At 43.4% G+C, this 14,326-nt stretch carries 13 protein-coding genes; 9 read left to right on the forward strand and 4 right to left on the reverse strand.

What is annotated here, in order from left to right:
* Positions 1 to 135: 135 nt before the first annotated feature.
* Complete coding sequence (gene bla / locus EGI32_RS10135) at positions 136 to 1,014, reverse strand: subclass B3 metallo-beta-lactamase (RefSeq protein ID WP_255155280.1); 879 nt, start codon at positions 1,012 to 1,014, stop codon at positions 136 to 138.
* 183 nt (positions 1,015 to 1,197) lie between these two features.
* Between bla and EGI32_RS10140 the strand changes: the two genes are divergently transcribed.
* The 5 genes from EGI32_RS10140 to EGI32_RS10160 all read left to right on the forward strand — a co-directional run bounded on the left by EGI32_RS10140 (position 1,198) and on the right by EGI32_RS10160 (position 7,160).
* Positions 1,198 to 2,952, forward strand: coding sequence for a thiol-activated cytolysin family protein (locus tag EGI32_RS10140; RefSeq protein WP_255155281.1), 1,755 nt, complete (start codon positions 1,198 to 1,200; stop codon positions 2,950 to 2,952).
* Between the two features lie 95 nt (positions 2,953 to 3,047).
* Positions 3,048 to 3,635: a hypothetical protein gene (locus tag EGI32_RS10145; RefSeq protein ID WP_255155282.1), complete on the forward strand. Its 588-nt coding sequence runs from the start codon at positions 3,048 to 3,050 to the stop codon at positions 3,633 to 3,635.
* A 24-nt stretch (positions 3,636 to 3,659) separates the two neighbouring features.
* Positions 3,660 to 4,475, forward strand: coding sequence for a hypothetical protein (locus EGI32_RS10150; RefSeq protein WP_255155283.1), 816 nt, complete (start codon positions 3,660 to 3,662; stop codon positions 4,473 to 4,475).
* Positions 4,476 to 4,507: 32 nt separating this feature from the next.
* The gene (locus tag EGI32_RS10155; protein WP_255155284.1) at positions 4,508 to 4,969 is read left to right on the forward strand and encodes a hypothetical protein; all 462 of its coding nucleotides are present in this window, start codon (positions 4,508 to 4,510) and stop codon (positions 4,967 to 4,969) included.
* A gap of 181 nt (positions 4,970 to 5,150) precedes the next feature.
* A complete protein-coding gene (locus tag EGI32_RS10160; protein ID WP_255155285.1) occupies positions 5,151 to 7,160 on the forward strand; it encodes a tetratricopeptide repeat-containing sensor histidine kinase in 2,010 nt (669 codons plus the stop codon).
* Between the two features lie 149 nt (positions 7,161 to 7,309).
* Here EGI32_RS10160 and pnp read toward each other — a convergent pair whose 3' ends face one another.
* Together pnp and rpsO are read right to left on the reverse strand one after the other, a co-directional pair.
* Positions 7,310 to 9,472, reverse strand: a complete 2,163-nt coding sequence (gene pnp, locus EGI32_RS10165) for a polyribonucleotide nucleotidyltransferase (RefSeq protein ID WP_255155286.1) — start codon at positions 9,470 to 9,472, stop codon at positions 7,310 to 7,312.
* Positions 9,473 to 9,588: 116 nt separating this feature from the next.
* The gene (gene rpsO / locus EGI32_RS10170; protein ID WP_255155287.1) at positions 9,589 to 9,861 is read right to left on the reverse strand and encodes a 30S ribosomal protein S15; all 273 of its coding nucleotides are present in this window, start codon (positions 9,859 to 9,861) and stop codon (positions 9,589 to 9,591) included.
* A gap of 256 nt (positions 9,862 to 10,117) precedes the next feature.
* Here rpsO and EGI32_RS10175 point away from each other — a divergent pair, with 256 nt between their 5' ends.
* The 4 genes from EGI32_RS10175 (at position 10,118) to EGI32_RS10190 (ending at position 13,501) form a co-directional block, all read left to right on the forward strand.
* Positions 10,118 to 10,840 (forward strand): EcsC family protein, encoded by a 723-nt coding sequence (locus EGI32_RS10175; RefSeq protein ID WP_255155288.1) that lies wholly within the window; start codon positions 10,118 to 10,120, stop codon positions 10,838 to 10,840.
* A 159-nt stretch (positions 10,841 to 10,999) separates the two neighbouring features.
* Positions 11,000 to 11,170, forward strand: coding sequence for a hypothetical protein (locus EGI32_RS10180; protein ID WP_255155289.1), 171 nt, complete (start codon positions 11,000 to 11,002; stop codon positions 11,168 to 11,170).
* A 140-nt stretch (positions 11,171 to 11,310) separates the two neighbouring features.
* Complete coding sequence (locus EGI32_RS10185; RefSeq protein WP_255155290.1) at positions 11,311 to 12,387, forward strand: glycosyltransferase; 1,077 nt, start codon at positions 11,311 to 11,313, stop codon at positions 12,385 to 12,387.
* On the forward strand, positions 12,380 to 13,501 hold the full coding sequence (locus EGI32_RS10190) for a mannosyltransferase (RefSeq protein WP_255155291.1): 1,122 nt from the start codon (positions 12,380 to 12,382) through the stop codon (positions 13,499 to 13,501). Before EGI32_RS10185 ends, EGI32_RS10190 begins: the two co-directional genes overlap by 8 nt.
* Here EGI32_RS10190 and EGI32_RS10195 read toward each other — a convergent pair.
* Complete coding sequence (locus tag EGI32_RS10195; RefSeq protein ID WP_255155292.1) at positions 13,482 to 14,171, reverse strand: cell division ATP-binding protein FtsE; 690 nt, start codon at positions 14,169 to 14,171, stop codon at positions 13,482 to 13,484. The genes EGI32_RS10190 and EGI32_RS10195 overlap by 20 nt on opposite strands.
* Between the last annotated feature and the right edge of the window lie 155 nt (positions 14,172 to 14,326).

The following is a 14,326-nucleotide window of genomic DNA, read 5'->3' on the forward strand; positions in this document are numbered from 1 at the left end:
CCCTCATGTTTCTACAGATGGTGCGCCTAGAGGAAAATTTTTCAGCAATGATATCAAAGACGGAACAGAAATAAGCCCCTGGTACGGAGTATTCATGAATTACAATGAAGGCAGGAACCAGATGATGATATGGGGTTATTTCCTAAGCCTCTCATTAAGTTCTTGGTGCAATTCATCCAGGTATTCGTCATACCCTTTTCTGTCTGCAAAAGCCGCAGGATTGTAGGCATCTCCGGGTTGATGTTTTTTATGCAATTCAAACTGGCTGGCGTGTGAAGCTACCCAGATGTCAAACTCAAGCCCTTTCATGGCTTTGATGGTGTAGGTGTAATCGGCAGTGATCTGCGGATAAGCCGGGATCCTGTCAAATGCGCTGTCCGTAACGATCGTAGGCATATTTGCGATCAGCACTTTCCACGAACGTACCGGATCTTTAACGGTCAGTAAAAAACTGCAGGAACCTTTTGTATGCCCGGGATGGCTCAGCATCGTAAGTTTTGTATCACCCAGTTGTATCACATCACCATCATGCAGCAAACGGTCCGGCCTGATCGGTTCAAAGCTCATGCTATCCCCGCCCAGCGCATAATCCGAACTGCCGCCATCTAATGCCGATGCAGCATCCGGCGCATTGATCATGAATTTTGCATGGGTCTGTTTTTTTATGGAAGCCATCGCCCCCAGATGGTCGTGATGTGCCTGTGTGTTCAGCAATATCTTCGTATCCTTCAACTTAAAACCCAGTGCTTTTATATTCGTCGCAAGTTGTGTATCCGAAGATGCCAGCCCGGTATTGATAAGGATATTGCCTTTTTTAGTGGTGATGAGGTAACAGGCAAGATCGTTTGTACCCACATAATAAAGGTTTCCTGCAATGCGAAAAGGCTGATAAGACTGGCTCCATTCGGGCTTTTCGGACAGGGATTTCTTTATTTGTTTTTGTGCAAAGGCTGATTGCGTTGCAATACATATCACTACTGCAAGCAGGATATTTTTTGTAATAACATGAAACATGATGAAGGGAGAATTTTGAGATTTCTTCAGCAAAGATATTGTGTTTTTAAACTACAGTAACAACTTGTCTATTATTTTAGTCGTTCGTCGATTTGAACACCCCGGCCACTCCTGCAAAGCCTACTCTTGTATAATAATTGCAAGTTGGATTCCCAACATGAATTCACAATATAAATTCTCATTATGAAACCGCTCGTATTTCTTCCTTTATTGCTGGCCTGCAGCATTGCTTCTGCACAATTAAAAAAAAGTACCAAAGTATTGACGAATCCAAAAGTTACACCAAAGGTACAGGTGGTGGAACCGCCAAAGAAGAATGGAGTCGGCTCTGCTGATCTGTCAAAGGCAAAAGTCGGCGAACTCAATGCCGGTGCGGCAAGAGCACTGGGATATATCAACCCGATGGTAACCACCCTGAATGGCCAGAAGATATCGACAGTCATCGTTCCGCTCGACCAGGTAAGGGCTACCAATAAGGCGGGAGACAGGAAGACCAAGCCAAAAGACAAAGGCACTACGGAGGATAATGGGCTTATCTGTAAAAATTATTCCGTGTCACTCAGCCCCGAGTCCGAAAGTTTTGATGCACCATTGGCAGATAAGATGACGTTCACTTATCCGGGTGCGGCATACAATTACAATGATTATATCAAAAATAATGTGCAGCCCCCTCATAACCGGTCGCCGCGAAACCCCATCATACTGCAGGTCTCGTCAAGTTCCGGTAACGGAAAGCAGGTACTGGTACAGGACCCTACCCGGAACAACCTGGATGAAGAAGTGGGTAAATTGAAATATGCTTTGCCCAGACAAGCCAATAATCTCAGCACGGAAATTTATGTACAGACGATCGTGAATGAAGCCTCATTTGCACTGAACGTGGAAGCCGGCGGCGGTGGTTATGGTTTTAAAGCAAGTGCAAAGTTTGGCCTGAATTACGACAGTAGAAAAACATACATGAGCATTGATGCCAAACAAAAGAATTATGTGATCACCGCTAATCTGCCAGACCGTGCCGACAGCGGGTTTTACAAAGACCCTGCGGAAAATGCAAAAAATGAAAATGTGTATATGTCTTCGGTTACCTATGGCCGTCGTGTGATCGGTATTATCGAGACCGAACTCGACCAGGAGCACATGGAAGTGGGTGTGAAAGCATCCTACGATGGTTTCGGTGTGTCCGCCAATCTTGGGTTGGGCATTGTTGACAAGATGAGTCGCGGAAAAACTACTGTCCGTCTGTTATTTATTGGCGGCAATGGAGAAGTGATCACCATCCCAAATCCCACAGCAGCTTCTGTACAGGCTACCATCAATCAATGGATGACGAACACCTCGGCACAGGCTGCCGTGCCTATCGAATATACATTTAAGAACATGCGCAACATCGGCATGCGCTGGGAAAGTGTTGCCAGCAATATCAATTACCAGCAATGTGTACCCAAACCACCTGCGGCCGCAGCTCCGCAGCCATGGGATATTACGGTTACACTTAACAGCATCAGTAATAATAAAAGAGAAGGTGTAAAGCTGGGTATCTCACAATCAGTAGGAATACAGGCGAACGGCACCTGGAAGAATGAAAATTCGGGCAACGATAAACCGATCATCTGCTGGATGCAGGATTGGAGCGGTTGCCAGGTACCGCCGGAAATAGATTTCAAACAACCCTATCGTGTAGGCACTACGAGGAAATACACAATCAGCAATGATGAATATGAGAGCAATCCGATCTTCAGGGTAGATACAAAAAGAATTGTCACCTATCGCACCAGTATCGGCGGAAGTACCAATGACAACACCAAAGTGCCGAAGTACGATGTGCGGTTGAAAGACATGGAATCCGTGTCCAGCTTTGATGTGCCCGCCAATATAAACGGAAGGATCTTCAGCTTCAATTATACAGTGAAGATCATGCAGCGCCCACCCACGCAGTAATCAATTACGAATTGAAAATTAAGAATTACGAATGGCTCTTACGTTAGCTGTTCTTTTCAAATATCACAGTGTAAACAAAAAAAATAATAATCATTATGAAAAAAATATCTGTTGCAGCCAAAAGCGCTACCCTGCTGATCCTTGTGATACTGTCTTCTTTCTTTGCGAAAGCAGCACTAAAACCGGGGATGTTGATCGCCGGACAATTTGATAATAATACCAAAACAATATTTGTTGCCGCAGTAACATCCGTAAACGGAAAACAATTTACCTGCAGGTTTGTACAATCGAATGTAGAATATGTTTTTACTTCTAACGAAGAAGGAGAAGGCACCGTGGTGAGCAGCAAAGGCGGAAAATACGCCAAAGGAACCAAATTTCTTTTTGTAGAATACCAGATATCAGACGACACTTATGGCTGTCTCATAAGCAGGAAAGAGAATACGGAAGTGATAGCAAGGTTCCCGGATAACAAATCATACCTGGGTACTATTTATAGCTTCAACGAAGAAGGCGGTTTTACGGTGATGTTTACACATTCTCTCAGTGTTTATGATTTTGACAAAAATGGCGTGGTTGTTTCTCAGAAAGGCGGCGCCTATCCGAAAGGCACACCTGCCAAAATTTTCTGTGCAGAGCTGGTTGGGCCGGTTCCCGTAGGAATGACATTGCCCAAGCCATAAAGATCGCCTTTAAATTTTCCTCCAATGAAAAAAATACTCTTGCTCTGTTTATTATTGACCGGGTCAACCCTGGTGGCAACGGCTTTTCGGCCTGGTAACGATTCGGTGAATGTGCCCGAATGCATCAAAAAACTCAGCCGCCCGGGATCCAAAAGCATCCGCTCTTACAATGGCGGTCAACAATTTACTAAACCGTACACGTTGAAGAATGGTAAAACAGTATTTGCTTTTAATTCGGAAGCCTCTATCGGTTGCAACTCCAATCAGCCTGCTGGCACGAAATATTTCGATGACTCCTGCAGGATGATCGCCTATTTTCCCGGCAGGTTCTCCATCAGGCAAGGTTTCAAACCCTTTGTTGCAAATGAATACGAACCAACCGATTTTCCCGAAGCGTCAACAGGCGACTACCCTGTTTATTTCGCAGAACTTGCAAAAACAACGCAGGAAAATAACGCGAAGGTCCGTAACCCTTTCCCGGTAGAAAAAACTTTCCGGATCGGAAAAAAGGAAGACAATTCATTGGATTTTAAAACAGGCGACATCATCAGAATATCAACGAGGAACGGGTTGCGGCATTACCGGAATAATGTATTGGTAAACAATTACAAGATACTTCCGCAACTGGCCATCTTTACCATAGAAGCGAAATGTAAGGTAGCGCCCTGTTTTACTATTGATAAAAATGAAGTCGTATTTTACCTCGATGGTTCACAACGTTTCATTGATATCAGGAACAATACATTCTTTGTTTCCATCAACCGGTATTCGTACCTGAACAAACCTGCCAGTACCATGCGCATCCCCTGGAAAAAAGCCTATCAGCTGACAGAATTATGAGCCCCGGTATTTTACATTTAAATCATTTTACGATGAATACTTTTTTAATGATCAGTTGTTTGCTAATGGGTAAATTTTATTTTACCGAAACCGTCAATCCCTTACCAGTAAACAGTTGGGAAATAACAGGAATGATTCCCGAAAGGGCATCACAGCTTTCCATCATTTTTCCCAAAAATAATCAGAAGGTTCGCGGTGAATACAAGGTGTACGGAAAAGCCTCTCCTGGCGCAACAGTAAAGCTTACGGTCACCAGCAAATATTTCAAGACTGCACATGATAATCAGGACAGGATATCCAAAGGAGAAGGGCCGCTCAACCGCATGAACCGGAAGTTTACACTTACTGCCGATCGTAATGGTACGTGGACACTCAAAAGTATTGAGCTTCGCAATGCCGGCTGGGAAGAGAGTTTCGCGATAAAAGCTATGAGTGAAGGAAAAACCATAACCATCAATGTATATGATAATGTACATCCGGTAAGGATGGATTGATAAGAGATTTCCCGTTGATAAGCACTGACGAATACACGCAGATTTTCGCATATTTCAACTCAGCGGGCATCTGCGTATATTCATCTGCGTTAGCCTGCGGGAAAAACTTGTGCTGGAGAAAGATAGATTTTTCCGTATTTTTAAATGATACGACTTATCTCTTCACCCCGCAACCATCTGCATGAAATTCTCCTCAAGCCTGCTTTTAGTTTTTTTTGTTGCACATGCCGTGGCACAAAATACCAGGAAAGCCGACTCCCTGTTGAATATCGTCAACACAACGAATATCGATACCGTTAAAATAAAGGCGCTGAATGAACTTGCTAAATTCCATATGAACAGCGAGCCATCGCTTTCTGTAAAATATATCCGGCAGGGCCTGGCGATAACTACTGAAAAGGGGCCTTCCAAAATGATCGGAAATCAATACCTGTTGTTAGGGAATGCGTACTCCCAGCAAGGAAAATCTGATACAGCCAAACTTTACCTCAGGCAGGCTTTTGATGAGGGCAAAAAATTTAAAAATGTTGGCCAGCAGATCAGGGCTTTGAGTCAGATCGGTTTCATCAATACCCGCAACGCGGAATATGAAGAAGCTGCGAAGAATTTATTTGAGGCACTGAAGATGAGTGAAGCTTCCGGAGATTCTACTGCCATGAGCAACACCTATAATTCGATCTGTGCATTATATTATGATCAATCCAATTTTGAAAAGGCTTTGATCTATGGCGAAAAAGCCTTACAGATAATACTAAAAAAAGGCAGCCAAGCCAGTAAAGGCGGGAGTTACCTGAATGTAGGGCTTATTTATGCAGACATGGGCAATGACCGGAAAGCGGAAGAATATTACAGGAATGCCATTAGTATTCTCGAAAAATCCAACAACAAACTGCATTTGGCTACCGTATATGGCAATCTTAGCTTGTTGAGATCGAATAGTGTGAATAAACAGATCGGTTATTTATTAACCGCAAAAAAAATATGGGATGAAAATTCCCCCGACCACCCCAATGCTATCGGCAATATCGGCAATCTTGGCAATGCGTATTTTTCTGCTACCATAGATTCTAATTTTCAACGCCTGCAACCGGCAGAAGGAATTGTAAAAGACAAAGCATTCCTGCTGAGCAAAGCAGAACTATACCTGAAAGAAGCGTATGATAAGTGTAAGGAAATGAACCTCGAAAAAGACCTGCATCTTTTTACCGGGTTGCTGGCAAAAGTGGAAGCTGCAAAAGGGAATTATCCACTTGCCTACAAATACCAGGATGAATTCATACAACTCAATGATTCGATCTATTCGCAGGAAAATAAAAATAAGATCGCGGCTGTTGAAGGCGCACGCGAAGTGGCGATCAGGGATAAACAGATCGAGCTGAATAATATCTCGATCGCTGCGCAAAAAAAAGTCAGGATCTATCTCATTGCCGGGCTGTTGCTACTCGCCGTCATCGGGGCACTCCTCTACCGGCAAAGCCGCATCAGGCGCAGGACGAATACTACCTTGCTCAAATTGAACAATGAACTCGATGAAGCCAACAAGGTAAAAGCGAGGTTCTTCGGGATCATCAGCCATGATCTGCGCAGCCCTGTCGCAAGCCTGGTGAATTTTTTAAACGTTCAGCAAAAAGAGCCCGGCGTGTTTAGCAAAGAACAGGAAGAAAAACACCGGGCATCCCTCACCGGCTCCGCCGAATCGCTGCTGGAAACCATGGAAGCGATGCTGCAATGGAGCAAGAGCCAGATGGACAATTTTAAACCACGGAAGCAGGAAACAAACGTGAGTGAATTGTTTGATCATATCCGCGTTAATTTTCCGGATGAAAAAAACTACACGCTCACTTTCCAGGATCCTGAACATTTGAACCTCATCAGCGATATAGATTATCTCAAAACGATCGTTCATAACCTTACCGCCAATGCCATCAAGGCTTTGCAGGGTGATAAGCAAGGCCTCATAGAATGGAAAGCATTCCGCGAGGACGGAAAAATAATTTTATCCATCACCGATAACGGGCCGGGCGTAAATGAAAAACAGCTGGAAGCTTTGTACAATAAAGGGGCGCAGGTGAACAGCAAAAATGGACTTGGGCTGCATCTCATCCGCGACCTGACGGCGGCGATTGGTTGTGTAATTGAGTTTTCTTCTGCACCAGGGGTTGGGACAACGTTCAAATTGCAATTAAAATAATCCTCAAAACGATCTTATTACTTTTGGGATGAAAGATTACTCAGTTAACCTGGTTCTGCGTAAAATCATCAAAACCTATAAATACAACTCCAACAAAAAACCTCCACAGTTTCCTGCGGAGGTTGTAATTTATATCATCTCAAAATGAATTAGTCCTGCTGTGGCCTTGGCTCACGCGGAGGCCTTTCACCCTGTCCTTCTGGTTTCGGCATCAGTGCTTTACGGCTCAGTTTGAATTTACCGGTACGTTGATCAACTTCCAGCAATTTCACTTTTACCTTATCGCCTTCCTTGAATACGCCATCCATTGTTTCGAGGCGTTTCCAGCTTATTTCACTGATGTGCAACAAACCTTCTTTCTTCGGCAGGAATTCTACAAAAGCACCAAATTCCTTAATGCTTTTCACAGTTCCTTCGTACGTTTCGCCTACAACCGGTGTAGCTACCAGGCCATTGATCCAGGCTACTGCCCTGTCAAGACTGGTCTTCTCTTTACTGAAGATGCTCACTTCACCCTGGTTGTTCACTTCTTCGATATTTACAGTAGCGCCTGTTTCACGCTGAATTTCCTGTATCACTTTACCACCTGGCCCGATCACTGCACCGATGTATTCTTTATCGATGATCAGTTTCACCATACGTGGTGCATGTGGTTTCACTTCTTCCCTTGCTGCTGTGGTACAGTTGTACATGGCATCCAGGATGTGCATACGGCCTTCTTTAGCCTGTGCAAGCGCCTGGCGCATTACGTCCATGCTCAAACCATCCACTTTGATATCCATCTGCACACCGCAGATACCATCACGTGTACCGGTCACTTTGAAATCCATATCACCCAGGTGATCTTCATCACCAAGGATATCGGTCAGCACGGCAAACTGGTCACCTTTGGTGATCAATCCCATGGCCACACCACTTACGTGTTTCTTTAAAGGAACACCCGCATCCATCAGCGCAAGAGATCCTGCACAAACAGTTGCCATAGAAGACGAACCGTTTGATTCCAGGATATCACTTACCACACGAACGGTGTAAGGATAATCTGAACCAGGCATCATTTTCTTCAAAGAGCGCATAGCAAGATTGCCATGCCCAACTTCACGACGGCCGACACCACGCATCATTTTCACTTCGCCGGTGCTGAATGGAGGGAAATTATAATGCAGGATGAATTTGCTGTATTCGGAAGAATGTGCACTTTCTATCAATAATTCATCTAAAGGTGTACCCAAGGTAACTGTCGTAAGTGACTGAGTTTCACCACGGGTAAACAATGCAGAGCCGTGTGGCGTTGGAAGGATATCCGTTTCCATTTCCAGCTGGCGTACATCGCTGGTACCACGGCCATCAAGGCGTTTACGATCGTTGAGGATCATATCACGCACTACATAATATTGCAATTCGCCGGTGTAATGCCCTATCAAAGCCTTGTCTTCATCAGGCAATTCAGTCCCAAGGAACTCTACCACTTCCTGGTGCAATGCTTTGAACGCGTCACTCCTTTCGTGCTTACCGGTTGCGGCAGCAGAAATGGCGTACATTTTATCTTTCGCGAAAGCTTTGATCTTTTCGTTGAGTTCTTCGTTGCGGTAAGGTTTTGCGTAGTCCCTTTTTGAGGTGATACCAACCAGCGCACGCAGATCTTCCTGTGCTTTCACCTGAACGCGAACTGCATCGTGCGCCAGTTCGATCGCCTTGATCAGGTCTTCTTCCTGGCACTCGTTACTTTCACCTTCCACCATCATGATATTCTTGCTGGTAGCGGCAATGATAAATTCGAGGTCGCTTTCTTCCAGTTGTGCACGGGTAGGATTTACGATGAATTCACCGTTTACACGGCCGATACGCACTTCAGAGATGATCTCCTGGATAGGAATGTCGGACACAGCCAATGCAGCTGATGCAGCCAGACAGGCCAATGCATCAGGCATAACCTGGTCGTCGGAAGAGATCAGGGAAACCAATACCTGTACATCGCACAGGTAATCTTCGGGGAATAGAGGACGTAAAGCCCTGTCTATCAAACGTGAAGTAAGTATTTCGTAATCGTTCAGGCGGGCTTCCCTTTTGAAGAAAGACCCTGGTACGCGACCAGCTGAAGCGAATTTTTCCTGGTAATCAACCGAAAGCGGGAAGAAACTTTGTCCGGCTTTAGGTTCTTTGTTTGCTACTACTGTAGCCAGTAAGATACAGTTGCCCTGGCGAACTGTAACGGCGCCATCAGCCTGGCGGGCCAGTTTGCCGGTTTCGATGGTTACCTCGCGGCCGCCACCTATATCGAACTTAACTGATTTTGGATGTAATAATGACATGTAATCTGATAATTTGTAGGCGGGAGAACCCCACCTGGTTTAAGGAAGGTAGGTATAAAGAAATATTCCCAACGTAAGAACTGTTGGGAATATTTATACTTTCATACTCTATAATATTATTTACGCAGACCTAATTTTTCAATCAGTGCCCTGTAACCGCTAAGATTATGTTTGCTGAGATAGCTCAATAAACGTTTACGCTGACCTACCATCATCATCAAACCACGCTGAGAAGAAAAATCCTTCTTGTTGGTTTTCAAATGGTTAGATATGTGGTTGATACGTTCTGTCAATAACGCTACCTGCCCTTCGATAGAACCTGTGTTAGTGGCTTTCCCACCATGTGTTGCAAAAATATTTGCTTTTTTCTCTAATGTTAAATACGGCATTTCTTTGTTTTTTTTAAACCGGTTGTTTAATTTCTTTTTATAATTGGGTGCAAAAGTACTATAAATAATCTAAACGAACGAAGATTATGCACATTAAATTCACGCTTTTTTTATATACAGTACGTTGATAAGTTTCTTAATGGATAATTTTACAATGGAAAATGGATAATGATTTGCTGTTGTAAGACATTCCCAATCACTGGAATATTTCAAATCGGGCACATTGTTCATTATCCATTGTAAAATTATCCATTATATGACCTCATACGAAATTGCTGCCCGCAAGGAACTCCACAAATGGCAGCGGGAAATGCAGCGCAGCCCTTCCCTGCCCAACCGGCTGGCCAAGAAGCTGCAGGATAGGATCAACAAAGTGATCCCCGAAAAAGTGCATACCGCCATCACCACAGCTATCAAGCAGATGATCCGGGGCGTATTGTTTACCGCGGGCATTACCACTTCCAAACCCGCCGAAACATCTTCGCTGGAAGTAACAGAAGCAGTGATACAGGAAAAAATTGAGCTCTATAAAAAGACCGCCGCAGCCGAAGGTGGCATCACAGGCGCCGGTGGATTGCTGCTGGCGTTCGCCGACTTTCCGCTGCTGATCGGTATCAAGATCAAAATGCTGTTTGATATTGCCGCCAGGTATGGTTTTGATACTTCAGATTACAAGGAACGCCTCTATATCCTTCATATTTTCCAACTGGCATTCTGCAGCCATGAGCAGCGCAATAAGGTATATAACCAGATGAGGGATTGGGATCAGAAAGCCGCTTCGCTGCCGGATGATGTCCACCAGTTCGACTGGCGCAGCTTTCAGCAGGAATACCGCGATTACATCGATCTTGCCAAGCTGGCGCAACTGATCCCTGTGATCGGTGCCGCAGTGGGATTCGTGGTCAATTATCGTCTGCTCAAAAAACTCGGCGTTACCGCCATGAACGCTTATAGAATGAGGATATTGGATAATGGATAATGGATAATGGACAATAAACTTTCCGGCAGAAATTATTTCTGTTCAGGGAGGATCCATCTGATCGAAAACATTGTCAATTATCCACTATAACATTATCCATTACTATAGCATTATCCATTATTTAACACTTCTCCCTTCAAAATTGGCGCCCTTTAACCAATGAAACCGATATTCGCCATCATAGGATGCCTGAGGATCGCGAAGCGCCATGCAGAGCAGATCATCAAAGTGGGAAAACTTGCCGCCGTGTGCGACACCGATATGGAAAGGGCCATGGAGTTTTCAAAAGCATATGGGGCCAACATGAGGAATAAGAAATACCAAACATAAAATAAGGAAGTGGTGGGGCGCATTTTGGGACCAACATTCAAAAAACGGAGTTTGTAAAAATATTTTTGACGTTCAACACTTCCTTATTCCTTATTTTACATTTCTTATTTCTCATTTTACATTTCTTATTCCTTATTTGAATGATCTTCTTCACCGTCACTACCGATCTCACTTACGATCAGCGCATGACCCGCATCTGCACTTCGCTGGCAGAAGCAGGTTATGATGTAACATTGGTTGGCCGCAAACGCCCGTCCTCTGTGGAGTTGGAGAAACGTCCCTACAGGCAAAAAAGGATCCGTTGTTTATTTGACAAAGGCAAATTATTTTACGCAGAATATAATACCCGGCTGTTTTTTTATCTTTTGTTCAAAAAAATGAAAGGCATCTGTGCCATTGATCTGGATACGATACTCCCCTGTTATTATATTTCCAGGTTAAAAAAAATTCCACGGATCTATGATGCCCATGAATTGTTTTGCGAGATGAAAGAGATCGTAACAAGGCCCGCGATCTATAAATTCTGGAAAAAGACCGAACAAAAAACTGTTCCGCATTTTACGCATGGATATACCGTCAACCAGCCGATTGCCGATGAATTCCGCAGAATGTATGGCAGCAAGTATGAAGTGGTACGCAGTATCGCCCGGTATAACGGAAACCAATACCCGAAGGAAAAATATATCCTTTACCAGGGAGCCGTAAATGAAGGAAGAAGTTTTGAAACACTCATCCCTGCTATGCGGATGGTGAGCGGGACATTGATCGTTTGTGGCGATGGCAATTTTATGGAACAGGCAAAACTATTGGCCAAAGAACACCAGGTAGAAGACAAAGTGATCTTTAAAGGAATGATAGCTCCTGCAGAACTGAAAGATTTTACCAATAAAGCATACATAGGCATCACGATATTTGAGAACAAAGGGTTGAGTAATTACTTTTCATTGGCCAATCGTTTTTTCGATTATATACAGGCTGGCACCCCACAGCTTTGTGTAGATTATCCGGTATACCGGGAGATCAATGATCAATACAAGGTTGCGGTACTGATCAATAATCTCAGCCCCGTAAGCATTGCCGCAAGGTTGAATGAACTGCTCAACGATGACGCTGCATGGCAGCTGCTGCACAACAATTGCCTGGAAGCGGCAAAAGTTTTAAATTGGGAAAACGAAGAAAAAAAACTCATCGCATTTTACAACAACATCTTTGGATAAACATTTACATATCGTTTCGTTTGATGTACCCTATCCTGCCGATTATGGCGGCGTGATCGATGTATTTTACAAGATCGTCTGGCTGCACAAGCAAGGGGTAAAAATACATTTACATTGTTTTACAAAAGGAAGAGAGCCACAACCTGAACTGGAAAAGTATTGCGTAAGCGTGCATTATTATCCACGAAAAACTGGCCTCCGGGGCTTTTCACTCACACTACCTTATATTGTCAGCTCACGCAAAAGCCACAAGCTGCTGACGAATCTTGCAAAAGATAATTACCCTATTTTATTTGAAGGCGTGCATACAACGTACTGGTTGCATAAAAATAAATTTCCAAACCGGCAGGTATTCATTCGCATACATAATGTGGAACACCAGTATTACACTCAACTGGCGAAAATTGAGCGAAATTTTTTCAAACGGTGCTATTATAAACTGGAAGCAACTGCCTTGAAAAATTATGAGCGGCAGACCGCTTCAAAAGGAATTTTATTAACGCTGAGCACAAATGATCAACAGCTATATTTAAAAGAATTTGCCGCTCAACAAGTACATGAACTGCCAGTTTTTACTCCCTGGAATGAAGTAGAATCTGTAGTAGGAGGAGTTCCTTTTTGTATGTATCATGGAAATTTATCTGTAAACGAAAATGAGAAATCGGCTCTATGGCTTGTGGAAAAAGTATTTGTCCCTCTGAACATAAGTATGATGATATTGGGAAAATCGCCATCAGCTTATCTTGTTTCACAGTTAAAAAAATATCCACAGATCAGCCTTGAGATAAATCCGACAGATGCAACTATTCATGAATGTTTGCAACATGTTTTAATAAATGCACTTCCTTCTTTTAATAACACAGGAGTTAAACTAAAACTCCTGAACGCTCTTTATAATAGTCGCTACTGTGTTGTAAATTCTGCAGGTGTAAAAGGTTCCGGTCTCGAAGAATTATGTACCATTGCTGATACCGAAGAAGAATTTAAAACAGCTATACAAACATTAATACAACGTCCTTTCACCCAGGAAGATATAGAGCATAAAAAAGCTGTACTCTATGAAAAGTACAGCAATCAAAAAAATGCAGAATTATTTATAAAGTTGTTACACTAGCATTGTCAATCACTTTGCCTCTTTCCGTCTTGATGGTCCTTGCAGGAAATTTATTGATCACCATATAATCGTGTGTAGCCATTACGATGGTAGTATTGTAATCGCGGCAGATATGGAACAGCAGCTGCATGATCTCATCGCTGGTTTCCGGATCGAGGTTACCAGTGGGTTCATCGGCCAATATCAGCTTCGGTGAATTCAATAATGCACGTGCCACATCGATACGCTGTTGCTCGCCACCACTCAATTCAAAAGGCATTTTAAAACCTTTCGTTTTCAGGTTCACCTTATCCAATACGTCGGCAATCTTTTCATCCATCAGCTTTTCATCTTTCCAGCCGGTTGCTTTCAACACGAATTTCAGGTTCTCATTCACATTCCTGTCGGTCAGTAATTGAAAATCCTGGAACACCACCCCCAGGTTCCTTCTCAGGAACGGCACTGTTTTCCAGGTAAGTTCGCTGAGGTTATGGCCCGCTACCCAACCTTGTCCTTCCCTCAATTCAAGGTCGCCATACAAGGTTTTCAGCAGACTGCTTTTTCCTGTACCGGTTTTCCCTACCAGGTAAACGAATTCCCCCTTGCCTACCGAAATATTTACATCACCCAGGATAAGGCTCTGGCCCTGGTAAATGTTTACGTTGGTTAATTCTATGATGGACTGAGACATGGTAAAAGTTATAAGTGATAATTGATGGGTGATGAGTTTATCATTTGCCCGAACAGCAAATTTAACTGATTCACCTGCTTACACTAAAATATTTTTAAACTTTAATGTTAAAAATGTGGATAACTAATTATTTAGTTTTAAAACTAATGATTTAG

The sequence above is a fragment of the Ferruginibacter sp. HRS2-29 genome (genome assembly GCF_024343615.1).
Classification (GTDB): Bacteria; Bacteroidota; Bacteroidia; order Chitinophagales; family Chitinophagaceae; genus Ferruginibacter.

Coding starts and splice junctions, on each gene's coding strand:
- pnp (WP_255155286.1), bottom strand. CDS start 9,472: ATGTCATTATTACATCCAAAATCAGTTAAGTTCGATATAGGTGGCGGC.
- rpsO (WP_255155287.1), bottom strand. CDS start 9,861: ATGCCGTATTTAACATTAGAGAAAAAAGCAAATATTTTTGCAACACAT.
- EGI32_RS10195 (WP_255155292.1), bottom strand. CDS start 14,171: ATGTCTCAGTCCATCATAGAATTAACCAACGTAAACATTTACCAGGGC.
- EGI32_RS10160 (WP_255155285.1), top strand. CDS start 5,151: ATGAAATTCTCCTCAAGCCTGCTTTTAGTTTTTTTTGTTGCACATGCC.
- EGI32_RS10155 (WP_255155284.1), top strand. CDS start 4,508: ATGAATACTTTTTTAATGATCAGTTGTTTGCTAATGGGTAAATTTTAT.
- EGI32_RS10145 (WP_255155282.1), top strand. CDS start 3,048: ATGAAAAAAATATCTGTTGCAGCCAAAAGCGCTACCCTGCTGATCCTT.
- EGI32_RS10185 (WP_255155290.1), top strand. CDS start 11,311: ATGATCTTCTTCACCGTCACTACCGATCTCACTTACGATCAGCGCATG.
- EGI32_RS10180 (WP_255155289.1), top strand. CDS start 11,000: ATGAAACCGATATTCGCCATCATAGGATGCCTGAGGATCGCGAAGCGC.
- EGI32_RS10140 (WP_255155281.1), top strand. CDS start 1,198: ATGAAACCGCTCGTATTTCTTCCTTTATTGCTGGCCTGCAGCATTGCT.
- EGI32_RS10150 (WP_255155283.1), top strand. CDS start 3,660: ATGAAAAAAATACTCTTGCTCTGTTTATTATTGACCGGGTCAACCCTG.
- bla (WP_255155280.1), bottom strand. CDS start 1,014: ATGTTTCATGTTATTACAAAAAATATCCTGCTTGCAGTAGTGATATGT.
- EGI32_RS10175 (WP_255155288.1), top strand. CDS start 10,118: ATGACCTCATACGAAATTGCTGCCCGCAAGGAACTCCACAAATGGCAG.